The following is a 12857-nucleotide window of genomic DNA, read 5'->3' as shown; positions in this document are numbered from 1 at the left end:
AAGAAATCTTATGAATGTCATTTTTATGTAATATTTCTTTGTAAAATCGCAACACTATGTGAATAGATGGGTAGAAAAGGAGTAGTGACATGGATAATACAAAGGTGCGTGTTGAAAACGTAACAAAAGTATTCGGGAAACATCCGCAAAGAGCCCTTTCCTTATTAAAAGAAGGAAAAAGTAAATCGGAAATTTTAAAAGAGACAGGAATGAACGTTGGGGTGAAAAAAGCAACGTTTGAAGTTTACTCTGGAGAGATTTTCGTTATTATGGGTTTGTCTGGCAGCGGGAAATCTACGCTAGTTCGTATGTTAAATCAATTGATTAAACCAACTGCAGGTCATATATATATAGATGGTGAAGACATCGCAACGATGGGAAAAGAAGAGTTACGGAGAGTAAGAAGAACGAAAATGAGTATGGTATTTCAGAAATTTGCTCTATTTCCGCATCGTACAGTTATACAAAATGTTGCATATGGTTTAGAAATACAAGGAGTTCCGGTTGAAGAGCGAGAGAAAAAAGCGTTAGAATCGCTACAGTTAGTAGGACTCGATCATCATAAAGATAATTATCCAAGTCAACTTAGTGGTGGTATGCAGCAGCGCGTTGGAATCGCAAGGGCACTAACGAATAATCCAGATGTATTACTAATGGACGAGTCATTTAGTGCATTAGATCCACTTATTCGAAAAGAAATGCAAGATGAATTGTTAGAGTTACAAGATAAAATGGAAAAAACGATTATATTTATTACGCATGATTTAGATGAAGCGCTTCGAATTGGAGATCGTATCGCATTAATGAAAGATGGAGAAATCGTCCAAATTGGAACGCCAGAAGAAATTATGATGAGCCCCGCAAATGAATTTGTAGAAAAGTTTGTTGCGGACGTGAATTTAGGAAAAGTAATTACGGCTGAGTCTATTTTAAAACGACCAGAAACTTTATTAATTGATCGTGGACCTCGTGTGGCTCTTCAAATTATGAGGAATGCAGGCGTCTCAACTGTATATGTTGTAAACAAAAAGTATGAGTTTTTAGGTATATTAACTGCGGATGATGCGAGTAAAGCAGTACAAAAACAGTGGCCGATTGCTGATTTATTACTTAATGATATTCCGCATGTGTATTTGGATACTTTACTGGAAGAGACATATGCAAAAATGGCAGAGATGAAATATCCCTTACCAGTAATCGATGAGAAGAAAAGGCTAAGAGGAATTATTAAACGTGAAAGTGTCATTCAAGCTCTTGCAGGAAACATTGAGGAAGAGGTGAAAGACGATGAATAGTATACCACGTATTCCATTAGGGGAATGGGTCGACTCATTTGTTGCAAGTTTATATGAGCACTTTGAAGGCTTATTCCGAGGATTCTCTTATATTATTGGTGGATTCGTTGATTTACTCACTAATTTTTTAACAATAATACCTGCCATATTGATGATTATTATCTTGTGTTTCTTCATTTGGTACACAACGAGGAAATTATCTTTAGTCATTTTTACGCTTATTGGATTATTATTCATTTTGAATATTAACTACTGGGCACAAACGATGCAAACATTAGCACTCGTACTTACGTCTGTTATTATTTCAATTATTGTCGGAATTCCAATTGGTATATTAGCATCTCAAAATGAGCGTTTCTCAAAATTTTTAAAGCCAACATTAGATTTTATGCAAACAATGCCGGCATTCGTATACCTCATTCCAGCGATTACATTTTTCGGAGTTGGTGTAGTACCTGGAATTATTGCATCGGTAATCTTTGCAATGCCACCGACAATTCGTTTTACTGACTTAGGGATTAGACAAGTTCCAGAAGATTTAATTGAAGCAGCGAATGCGTTTGGATCCACAGCATCACAAAAACTATTTAAAGTACAATTACCACTTGCAACCGGAACGATTATGGCTGGTGTGAACCAAAGCATTATGCTTTCGTTATCGATGGTTGTAACAGCATCACTTGTAGGAGCTCCAGGGCTTGGAGTTGATGTATATCGCTCTGTAACACAAGTTAATATCGGAATGGGATTTGAAGCTGGATTAGCTATCGTAGTAATCGCAATTATATTAGATCGAATTACACAAGGGTTCCATACGAAAAGAAAATAATGACCAAAAAACACACTTTTATAATACAAAGTGTGTTTTTTATTGCATCTAGATTACATATGAACGATAACAGAACCTCCAGCTGGTGCACAAACTTGGTTTTGTTGTTGTTCCATTGATTTAATGAATTGATTATTTTCCTCGATTAATGAGATTAATTTAGTTAATTGACTTTCAAGACTTACGATACGCCGCATCATATATTGTGAATCATGATGCAATGTATTCCTTGCGGGATGGGTGGAATAAACATACTGTTGATTTATATTTGGATTCCAATGAGGATACATTTGAATTGTTCCTCCTTCAATAAATTACGAAGCTTTCTTATAGTAAATGCCTATGTATAATTAATAGTTACTTGAAAATTTTTCAATATAAAAGGAGTATGTACAGAAAATGGAAAATATTATATGTGAAGTTACAGTACATTTTTTAGAAATATTTAAGCGAGATAGTGCGTATATTAATACATTCAAGTAAATGTATGCTATTTAGCGAGAAATGGTAGGAGGAGATGCAATATTGGCTAAAAATAAAAAAAGAAATGATGCTTTGGCAATAGGTGTCGGTATAGGGGTTGTAATTGGTGTATTTCAAGGTCACTTTACAAATAATTTAGTAATCGGAATTGTGATTGGGATTATAATTGGGATTGCGTTTTTGAAGAAATAATGAGGTGTAAATTCATTTCAAAAATTGCTGTATCAAAAGAATGAAAATTCGGAATACAAAACCTGTTTTTCCTTTTTTTGTGATATTATATATGAAAAGGAAGGTGATGAATATGTCAACAAACAATCAAGTAGAACAAAACTGCTTCATTTGCAAAAAGCATAAAGGAAATATTATAGTTCCAGGTGGAGCTATTTACGAAGATGAACTCGTTTACGTTGGACATGTCCACTGGGATAGTGAAGAAACATACCTGGGTTATGTAATGATAGATATAAAAAGACATGTACCTGGACTTGCTGAACTAACAGATGAAGAAGCGAAAGCGTTCGGACTTATAACAAGTAGAGTAAGTAAAGCGCTAAAAGAAAGCGAAGGTGCAGAGCATATTTACACTTTTGTTTCAGGAAATGGTGTACCACATATGCATATGCACATTATTCCGCGTTATCCGAATACACCAAAAGAGTTTTGGTCACCAAGCGAGATAGCGAAATGGACTGGCGCACCATATGGTGACGCAGCGAAAATCAAAAAACTATGCGAAAGAATACGAGAGTATATGGTGAGTGAATATGCATACAAAAAATAATAGACAACATTCATGGGTTGGAAGTAGAGAAATGTGTTTAGACGAAATTTCGGTAAAGCAATATGGTGATATCGTGCTCGGTGCATATGGTGGGAATATTAGTGCCGGAGCAAAAAAGAACGAAGATGGTGCATTAGTTTGGTCAAATGGTGAATGGGAATTTGCAGCTATATTAGATGGACATAATAGTGCAGAAAGTGTTGATTTAGTAGTAAATACAATCGAAAAAGAATATGAAAATATAAGCGTAATTTTGAATGAACCAATTGATACAGTATTTCAGTATGTTGAAAATCATATACTTACAATTTTTCAGTCATCTTCATTTAAGGAAAAGTGCAAAAGAATACAAGGTGAAACAGCTTGCTTACTATGTGTAAGAAAAGAAAATTATATATGGTGGATTTCTATTGGTGATTGTTTAGTGTATGTATTTCATGAAGAGTTACATAAGTTAGGACAATATGCATTAAATCAACGTCATTTTTACGAATGGATTGGAAATGTAAACACATTTGATTTACCTGTTCCTTGTTATTCATCAGGTATTCGTGAATTACGTACTGGAAAGAACCGAATTGTGATGGTGACAGATGGAGTATTAGAATGCGGGGAACGCCGATATGAAACACCTGTAAATTTGTATAATGCTATGAACAGAAATGATAAAACACTTAAAGAAAATATTCACAATGTTTTAGAACACGTGCATCATCAGTTGGGACGTAGAAAATAAAAGGAATGCCACGTATCCGAGTGATCAGCCGGAGAAAATGCAAGTAAGAAAATAAAAGGATAGGGTTTTCTGTCAATTATAAAAATAACTCTATTAATTTTATCGGTACTATCTATATTCGTTTTTGAAAAAATAGAAAGAAAAAGGATTAAACATCCCGAAACAAAAGGGATGGGAAATAGATTGTTGTTATACAAATACATAAAACATGTCTTGATAAAACTACTACTAAAGAAGATAAAGAAAATGAATACATTATCTACATATTAAAAAATATATAATCCATTTTGTTACGAAAACATAATTAATTTAATAGGAGGGAATGCAATGGGCAACTCTACTATTTGGATTATAGTTATTATTATGATAATTGGAGGATATTTTTTAGAAAAGTTTTTAAGAAAAAAACTAAATATGCCAAAGGGCAATGCTTGGATATATAAGCATGTAAATAGTTTACATGTAAAATTAGAAATAGGTCTTTTTATCGTATATCTTATAGTAAGTTTTATTTATCTGTTCAAAGTAGAAAATGCTAATATAGGAATTGCTGTACTTACTTATTTTGGAGCAATTTCCTTATTACGCGTATGGATGGAATGGAAGTATAGCAGAGAGACAAAGGAATATATTCTTTCTATAATTGGATTCTTTGCATTTGTTTTTATGGTTTCAATGTTACTTTATTTTGATCCTCTTTCTACATACTAATGTCGTTTTGGTTTTTCATGATGAATATTTAAAAAGAGTAGCTACCATTATTTATCTTGATAGTTACTCTTTATATTTACATCTTCTTAAAGCTTCTCAAAACAAGGTATTCCCACAATCTCCAAGGAAGAATCTTCTTCGTAAAGATCATAAATTTTACACCTTTTCCAATAGGATATCGTAAAGTAGTGCGCTTTGTTTCAGCAATTTCAACGATTTTATTAGCAACATCTATCGGATTACCAAATGTATCACTACCGCTATTAATATGTTTTTGTATTTTATCCATATATTCTTTGTAAGGAGATGTTGTATCAGATTGGTTTTCAGCTAGTTGTTTACCAACCTCCCATATATTTGTGTTGTAAGAACCAGGTTCAATTAAAGCGACATCTATTCCGAAAGGTTTTAATTCTAAGCGAAGCGATTCACTCCAGCCTTCTAATGCATATTTTGAAGATACATAAGGAGATAAACCAGGGAATCCAACTTGGCCGCTAATGCTGCTTATATTAATGATTTTTCCACTTCTTTGTTTTCTCATATATGGTAAAACAAGCTGGGTAATTGATATAGCTCCAAAAAGGTTCGTTTCAAATTGCTTTCGATATTCGTCTACTTGGATTTCTTCTACAAAGCCCCCATTTGCATATCCTGCATTATTTATAAGGAGATCTATTCTATTAATTTCTTTTAAAAATAATTGGAAATTATGTATAGAATTTTGATCTGTTACATCTAATTGTTGAACTTTTATATTGTGCTGTAAGTTAAGTTGAGTAACTTGGGATAGTAAGGTTCCTTGTTTTTCAAGGTTTCGCATTGTAGCGATAACTAAATAATCTTTTTTTGCGAGTTCGAGTGTAGTTAATAGTCCAAATCCACTTGAGGCTCCAGTAATTATTGCGATTTTTTTATTCATTTTTCGCCAGCTTTCTTTTTCTTTTATCATAACGAGTTATGATAAGAAAATCTATTATTCTTACATTTAGTATGAAATCAATTTGTATGTAAAAAAAGGGGATTATAGGGAATCAGCGTATATAGAGTAGTGTATATTAATATGATAATGAAATGAGGGAAGAAAAATGGTCCATGTAAAAGCTGTATTAGCAGATCAGTTATTAGCAAATGCAAATGATCCCAGTTGGTATATGCCATTTTCAGATGCAGTTAAGGGTTTGTCTGAGAGGGAAGCTTTCTGGAAACCGAATGAAGAGAGTAATAGTATAGCTGAAATCGTACAACATTTACTGTATTGGAACTCTACTTGGCAAACTAGGTATAAAGAATCAAATGTGAATGCAGTACCCGCTATAGGAGATAATAACAAAAGTTTTATGCTCTCAGATAATCAAACTTTCGATGAATTACGGGAAAAACTACTAGAAAAACTGTTACAATGGCAAAATCTCATAAATGAAGAAAAGGTTGAAAGTGATGTAGTGGGATTTCCTGTTTCTGCAAAGTGGTGGGAAGTGCTAGCGAATGTAACAACTCATAATGCATATCATATTGGTCAAATTATTTACATCCGAAAATTACAGAAGAGCTTTGATAATGAATAAAGTAACAATTCTCTTATTAAGGGAACAAAAGTGGACAAAACGAGACAAACGTCTCATTTTGTCCACTTTTTTATTGTTAAAAGATAGAGAAAACCTATTAAAACAAGGATTCGAAATTGGCACAATACTTGCAATATAAAGGACGAACAAGAAAATAGGAGGGCTGGACATGTTAAAAACAACTGAAAGTAAAGGGAATGAAATTACGAAAGAACAAGCTCGTTGGATGTACGAAAAAATGTTAGAAATTCGTAAGTTTGAAGATAAGGTGCATGAATTGTTCGCGCAAGGCGTTTTGCCAGGTTTCGTTCATTTATACGCAGGTGAAGAAGCGGTAGCAGTTGGTGTATGTGCCCACTTAACGGATAGTGACAGTATTACAAGTACACATAGAGGTCATGGACATTGTATCGCAAAAGGTTGTGATTTAAATGGTATGATGGCTGAACTTTTCGGGAAAGCGACAGGATTATGTAAAGGTAAAGGCGGTTCCATGCATATTGCCGATTTAGATAAAGGAATGCTTGGTGCGAATGGCATTGTAGGCGGGGGTTTCCCACTTGCTTGCGGTTCAGCATTAACAGCTAAATATAAAGGAACAAAAGATGTAAGTGTTTGCTTCTTCGGTGACGGAGCAAATAATGAAGGAACATTCCATGAAGGGGTTAATTTAGCGGCGATTTGGAAGTTACCAGTTATTTTTATTGCAGAAAATAACGGTTACGGTGAAGCAACTACATTTGAATATGCTTCAAGTTGTGATTCTATTGCTGATCGTGCAAAAGCTTATAATATTCCAGGTGTTCAAGTAGATGGAAAAGATCTTCTAGCTGTATATAAAGCTGCTGCAGAAGCAGTGGAACGTGCACGTAATGGTGATGGTCCAACAATTATTGAATGTATGACATATCGTAATTATGGTCATTTCGAAGGTGAAGCACAAACATATAAAACATCAGAAGAAAAAGAAGAACATTTAAACGAAAGAGATGCAATTGTGAATTTCCGTAAGCATTTAATTCATGAAGGTTTATTAACGGAATCTGAACTTGTTGATATGGAAAAAGCAGTAGATGATGCAGTACAAAGATCCATTGAATTTAGTGAAAATAGTCCATACCCAGACGATGAAGAATTATTAAAAGATGTATACGTTTCTTACAAATAAGAGGAGGGTGAAAAATTATGACTAGAACAGTAAGTATGTCAACTGCAATTAATGAAGCAATGAAAATCTCAATGCGTCGTGATCAAAATGTAATTTTAATAGGTGAAGACGTTGCAGGCGGTGCACAAGTTGATCACCTGCAAGATGATGAAGCTTGGGGCGGTGTGCTTGGTGTTACGAAAGGACTTGTACAAGAGTTTGGCCGAAATCGTATATTGGATACACCAATTTCTGAAGCGGGTTATATGGGAGCTGCGATGGCCGCTGCTGCAACTGGGTTACGTCCGATAGCTGAGTTAATGTTTAATGATTTTATCGGTAGTTGTCTTGACCAAGTATTAAACCAAGGTGCGAAATTCCGTTATATGTTTGGAGGTAAAGCAAAAGTACCCGTTACAGTACGTACGATGCATGGAGCTGGTTTTAGTGCAGCAGCTCAACATTCACAAAGTTTGTACGCATTATTTACGAGCATACCAGGTATTAAAGTTGTTGTTCCTTCCACACCGTATGATGCAAAAGGCTTATTATTAGCGGCAATTGAAGATGATGATCCAGTAATCTTCTTTGAGGATAAAACACTTTACAATATGAAAGGTGAAGTGCCAGAAGGATACTATACAATTCCATTAGGAAAAGCAGATATTAAACGGGAAGGTTCTGATGTAACAATTGTCGCAATCGGAAAGCAAGTTCATACAGCGCTTGCAGCTGCAAAGCAATTATCGAAAAAGGGGCTTGAAGTAGAAGTAATTGATCCACGATCTTTATCACCACTTGATGAAGATACTATTTTATCATCTGTTGAAAAAACAAATCGTCTTATCGTCATTGACGAAGCGAATCCTAGATGTAGTATGGCAACAGATATTGCGGCAATTGTAGCGGATAAAGGTTTTGATTTGTTAGATGCACCTATTAAACGAATTACAGCACCACATACACCTGTTCCGTTCTCACCACCACTTGAAAAGTTGTATTTGCCAACACCAGAAAAAGTAATTGAAACTGTATCAGAAATGATCGGAGACCAATCTTTATTACATGTGTAATAAAACGATGAGAAGGGAGAGAGAGACATGGCTGTAGAAGTTGTAATGCCGAAGTTAGGTATGGCGATGAAAGAAGGTATTATTACGAGCTGGAATATTAAAGCAGGCGATAATGTAGCAAAAGGAGAACTAATTGCTAGTATTAATTCAGAAAAAATTGAAACGGAAATTGAAGCGCCAGCTGATGGTACAGTACTTGATATAGCTGTAAGTGAAGATGAAGGAGTGCCGCCTGGTACTGTAATTTGCTACATCGGTAAACCGAATGAAAAAGTAGAAATGCAGGAAAGCACACATGTTGTAGAAGAAAAAACATCTAATATAGAAGTACAAAATGTACAAAATCAAGAAGCAAATGGGAAAGAAGTATCGAAGCAAAGAATTAAAATTTCACCTGTAGCCAAGAAAATTGCAAAGTCTGAAAATCTGGATATCAAGGCATTAGTTGGTACAGGTCCTGGCGGAAGGATTACAAAGGCAGATGTATTAAAAGCACTTGAGGTAAGAGTAAACGTTCCGGAAATATCTGAACAAGAAGAAAGTAACGTGATTCCTGTTACTGGTATGCGTAAAGCGATCGCAAATCGTATGCACGCAAGCTTACAAAATAGCGCACAATTAACGTTAACGATGAAAGTAGATGTAACAGATTTAGTTGCTTTACATAAAGAAATAGCGAAAGTTGTACAAAAAAGAGATGATAATAAATTAACTATTACGGATTTTGTCTCGCGTGCTGCTGTATTAGCACTTGGAGAGCATAAAGAAATGAACAGCGCTTATATAGATGATGCAATTCATCAATTTGAACATGTGCATTTAGGCATGGCAGTCGCGTTAGAAAAAGGGTTAATCGTTCCAGCTATTCGCTTTGCAAATAATTTATCTTTAGTAGAATTGTCTAAAGAGATTAAGAATGTGGCACAAAAGGCGCGAGCAGGTAGCTTAAGTAGTGATGATATGCACGGAACGACATTTACAATTAGTAATTTAGGTAGCTTTGGTATTGAATATTTCACACCGGTATTAAATACACCTGAGACTGGCATTTTAGGTATTGGCGCAATTGAACATGTTCCTGTATATAAAGGGAAAAAATTAAAAAAAGGTAGTATGTTACCTTTAAGTTTAACATTCGATCATCGTGTACTAGACGGTGCACCAGCAGCTGCATTTTTACGCACAATTAAACATTATTTAGAAGAACCTATAACAATTCTTTTATAAAGAGAGATAATATGAAGCGACCTCCTAGATTATCAAGTCAGGGATTTTAACCCATAATAATGAATGAAAACATTATGAATGGGGTTATACCCTATGATAATAGGAGGCCACTATGGAAAATATAATCTATATTGGGATGGATGTCCACAAGGAAAGTTTTAGCTTATGTGCACTACACGGAACAACTGGGGAAATTGTAAGAGAAGCACGATGTGCTTCAAATGTATCTCTCGTAAAAAAATTCGTTGAGAAACTGAAAACAAAATATGGTGAAGATATAAAAATTAAAGCTGGATATGAGGCTGGTTGTTTAGGGTATTCACTTCATAATCTTCTTGAACAAAATGGAATTGATTGTGATATTTTAGCTCCCACAACAATGTACAGTTCATCAAAAAATAAAATGGTTAAAAATGATAAATTCGATGCCAAAATGATTGCTCTTAATTTAGCAAATGGCACCTATAAAGAAGTATATGTTCCAGAAGAAGAGGATGTTGCCGTGAAAGAGTATATCCGCATGTTAGGTGATTTTAAAACATCTTTGAAAAAAATAAAACAACAGATAAAAGCATTCCTTTTAAGGCATGGCTATGTGTATGAAGGGAAATCAAGCTGGACAATCGCTTATATGAAATGGTTAAAGAATCTTGATCTACAAGGATTATTCAAAGAAACGTTAGGCGAATACCTATTACAGTATGATGTTCTAGTCGATAAAATTGAGCGGTTCAGTCTGAGATTAGAAGAATTATCTCATCGTGAAAGGTACGAAGAACCAATCGCAAATTTAAGATGCTTAAAAGGTATAGATACAACATCGGCAATGACTGTTCATGTGGAAATTGCAGACTTCACTCGTTTTCCCACGGCTAAAGCATTTATGGCTTATGTAGGATTGACACCAAGCGAAAGCTCAAGTGGAGAAAAAATCAGTCGACGTTCGATTACAAAACAAGGAAATTCGACCGTTAGGTCTACTCTTGTAGAATGTGCAAATGCGTTGGTAAAAGGAACAATCGGATTAAAATCGAAGCGAGTGAAAGCAAGACAAAAAGGGCAACGAAGCGAAGTGATTGCTTATGCGGATCAGGCTGTAGAAAGGTTACAAAGAAAATATTATCGCATGATATATCAAGGGAAACCTAGAAATGTTGCCGTTACAGCTATCGCAAGAGAACTGGGGTGTTTTATATGGGGATTAGAAACAGGTAAAATTCACCGAAAATAAAGAGGGAAGGATATGAAGTTGATTGATTCATTCATAGTTAGAAACCAAAGGTATCAATTGATGGCATAGATGAGCTTCAGAGATAGTGAATTACAGGTCTGGCTATCTATGACTCACCTCTTCTGGCATGGCTGAAATTCTGATAAACAAGCTATTTATTAGAATTTGAAAAGGTGTGATCCACGCAGTGAGATTATAAGAGCCTAACGACGAACCATTAACCTGAGGTAACCAATCCACGAATAACAGAGTGGTTAACTGTCGATAGATCTTATTTCTGAAGCTTTTGTATGCCATCAAGAAAAATATTATGGGTGAAAAACTATTGACAAAGGTCACTTCATAACAGGTGAGAGAATGAGTAAACTAGTTGTAATTGGAGGCGGACCAGCTGGCTATGTAGCAGCAATTACCGCGGCTCAAAATGGCAAAGATGTCACTCTTATTGATGAAGCTGACCTTGGCGGAACATGTTTAAATGTTGGGTGTATGCCGACGAAATCACTGTTAGAAAGTGCTGAAGTACATGACATTGTGAGAAAAGCGAATGATTATGGAGTTACGCTTAATACAGGAAGTATATCAATTGATTGGGATCAAATACAGGCGAGAAAATCACAAATCGTAATGCAACTCGTCCAAGGAATACAATATTTAATGAAGAAAAATAAAATTAAAGTTGTAAAAGGAAAAGCGAAATTCGAAACGGATCATCGTGTGCGAGTTGTACAAGGAAATAAAGAAGAAGTAGTTGATGGAGAGAGCTTTATTATCACATCTGGTTCCGAACCTACAGAATTACCATTCGCTCCGTTCGATGGAAAATGGATTTTAAATAGTAGCCATGCCATGTCTCTTGAGAGTGTACCATCTTCATTGTTAATCGTTGGCGGTGGTGTAATAGGATGTGAGTTTGCAAGTATTTATAGTAGACTTGGCACAAAAGTATCGATAGTTGAAATGGCACCGCAATTACTACCTGGTGAAGATGAAGATATCGCGAATATTTTAAGAGAGAAATTAGAAAAAGATGGTGTGAAAATTTTTACGGGAGCAGTTTTAAAAGGATTAAATAACTATAAGAAGCAAGCTTCATTTGAGTACGAGGGAATTACTCACGAAGTAACTCCAGAATTTGTTCTTGTTTCTGTAGGAAGAAAACCACGAGTGCAACAATTAGGATTAGAAAAGGCAGGGGTTCTGTTTTCAAATAAAGGGATTTCTGTGAATGAACATATGCAAACGAACGTATCGCATATTTACGCAGCTGGTGATGTAATCGGTGGAATTCAGCTTGCTCACGTTGCCTTCCATGAAGGAACGACAGCAGCATTACACGCAAGCGGAGAAGACGTGAAAGTAAATTATCACGCTGTGCCCCGTTGTATATACACAGCTCCAGAAATAGCTAGTGTCGGGTTAAGTGAAAAAGGTGCAAGAGAACAATATGGTGATATTCTCATCGGAGAATTTCCTTTTACAGCGAACGGAAAAGCTCTTATTTTAGGAGAACAAGTAGGTAAAGTAAAAGTCATTGTAGAACCTAAATACCAAGAAATTGTAGGGATTTCTATTATCGGTCCTCATGCAACTGAACTTATTGGTCAAGGAACCGTAATGATTCATACAGAAGTTACCGCTGATATAATGAGAGATTATATTGCAGCACACCCTACTTTATCAGAAGCAATTCATGAAGCGTTAATGCAAGCGGTAGGACATGCTGTACATGCTTAAATGGAAATATGATAAACCACTATTCTCTAAACGAAA

At 35.3% G+C, this 12857-nt stretch carries 14 protein-coding genes and 1 pseudogene; 13 read left to right on the top strand and 2 right to left on the bottom strand.

The genetic code is table 11. The features are described from left to right. Positions 1–89 precede the first annotated feature (89 nt). Together MHH55_RS07955 and MHH55_RS07950 are read left to right on the top strand one after the other, a co-directional pair. On the top strand, positions 90–1295 hold the full coding sequence (locus tag MHH55_RS07955; protein WP_000370606.1) for a quaternary amine ABC transporter ATP-binding protein: 1206 nt from the start codon (positions 90–92) through the stop codon (positions 1293–1295). Then, on the top strand, positions 1288–2124 hold the full coding sequence (locus MHH55_RS07950; protein ID WP_001084759.1) for an ABC transporter permease: 837 nt from the start codon (positions 1288–1290) through the stop codon (positions 2122–2124). The genes MHH55_RS07955 and MHH55_RS07950 overlap by 8 nt, the downstream gene beginning before the upstream one ends. Positions 2125–2177: 53 nt before the next feature. Here MHH55_RS07950 and MHH55_RS07945 read toward each other — a convergent pair whose 3' ends face one another. After that, positions 2178–2414 carry a hypothetical protein gene (locus MHH55_RS07945; RefSeq protein ID WP_048656175.1) on the bottom strand — a complete coding sequence of 79 codons (237 nt, stop codon included), beginning with the start codon at positions 2412–2414 and terminating at the stop codon, positions 2178–2180. 214 nt (positions 2415–2628) lie between these two features. Here MHH55_RS07945 and MHH55_RS07940 point away from each other — a divergent pair, with 214 nt between their 5' ends. From MHH55_RS07940 to MHH55_RS07925, 4 genes and pseudogenes are all read left to right on the top strand, one after another. Next, on the top strand, positions 2629–2799 hold the full coding sequence (locus tag MHH55_RS07940) for a hypothetical protein (protein ID WP_033689096.1): 171 nt from the start codon (positions 2629–2631) through the stop codon (positions 2797–2799). A 91-nt stretch (positions 2800–2890) separates the two neighbouring features. After that, positions 2891–3391 carry an HIT family protein gene (locus MHH55_RS07935; RefSeq protein WP_071739455.1) on the top strand — a complete coding sequence of 167 codons (501 nt, stop codon included), beginning with the start codon at positions 2891–2893 and terminating at the stop codon, positions 3389–3391. 31 nt (positions 3392–3422) lie between these two features. Beyond that, a pseudogene (locus tag MHH55_RS07930) lies at positions 3423–4182 on the top strand (PP2C family serine/threonine-protein phosphatase). Between the two features lie 272 nt (positions 4183–4454). Continuing rightward, complete coding sequence (locus tag MHH55_RS07925; RefSeq protein WP_000528448.1) at positions 4455–4838, top strand: DUF4181 domain-containing protein; 384 nt, start codon at positions 4455–4457, stop codon at positions 4836–4838. Positions 4839–4914: 76 nt separating this feature from the next. On the opposite strand, the gene MHH55_RS07920 is transcribed toward MHH55_RS07925, so the two are convergent. After that, entirely contained in the window at positions 4915–5760 is an 846-nt protein-coding gene (locus MHH55_RS07920; protein ID WP_001034794.1) for an oxidoreductase, read from the bottom strand. 166 nt (positions 5761–5926) lie between these two features. Here MHH55_RS07920 and MHH55_RS07915 point away from each other — a divergent pair, with 166 nt between their 5' ends. The 7 genes from MHH55_RS07915 (at position 5927) to lpdA (ending at position 12821) form a co-directional block, all read left to right on the top strand. Next, positions 5927–6406 carry a DinB family protein gene (locus MHH55_RS07915; RefSeq protein WP_071713672.1) on the top strand — a complete coding sequence of 160 codons (480 nt, stop codon included), beginning with the start codon at positions 5927–5929 and terminating at the stop codon, positions 6404–6406. After that, positions 6399–6545: a hypothetical protein gene (locus MHH55_RS07910; protein WP_162900592.1), complete on the top strand. Its 147-nt coding sequence runs from the start codon at positions 6399–6401 to the stop codon at positions 6543–6545. The genes MHH55_RS07915 and MHH55_RS07910 overlap by 8 nt, the downstream gene beginning before the upstream one ends. A gap of 30 nt (positions 6546–6575) precedes the next feature. Further along, a complete protein-coding gene (gene acoA, locus MHH55_RS07905; RefSeq protein ID WP_000921277.1) occupies positions 6576–7574 on the top strand; it encodes an acetoin:2,6-dichlorophenolindophenol oxidoreductase subunit alpha in 999 nt (332 codons plus the stop codon). A 17-nt stretch (positions 7575–7591) separates the two neighbouring features. Next, complete coding sequence (gene acoB / locus MHH55_RS07900) at positions 7592–8626, top strand: acetoin:2,6-dichlorophenolindophenol oxidoreductase subunit beta (protein WP_078187985.1); 1035 nt, start codon at positions 7592–7594, stop codon at positions 8624–8626. A 27-nt stretch (positions 8627–8653) separates the two neighbouring features. Continuing rightward, entirely contained in the window at positions 8654–9853 is a 1200-nt protein-coding gene (locus MHH55_RS07895; protein ID WP_000257774.1) for a dihydrolipoamide acetyltransferase family protein, read from the top strand. A gap of 112 nt (positions 9854–9965) precedes the next feature. After that, positions 9966–11084, top strand: a complete 1119-nt coding sequence (locus MHH55_RS07890; RefSeq protein ID WP_340880263.1) for an IS110 family transposase — start codon at positions 9966–9968, stop codon at positions 11082–11084. Positions 11085–11441: 357 nt separating this feature from the next. Next, positions 11442–12821, top strand: a complete 1380-nt coding sequence (gene lpdA / locus MHH55_RS07885; RefSeq protein WP_078187592.1) for a dihydrolipoyl dehydrogenase — start codon at positions 11442–11444, stop codon at positions 12819–12821. Positions 12822–12857: the final 36 nt, after the last annotated feature.

Origin of the sequence: Bacillus sp. FSL K6-2944 (assembly GCF_038005385.1) — a bacterium.
Taxonomy (GTDB): Bacteria; Bacillota; Bacilli; order Bacillales; family Bacillaceae_G; genus Bacillus_A; species Bacillus_A cereus.
Note: the sequence above shows the minus strand (reverse complement) of the source record. Positions and strands in the feature narration are given on the sequence as shown.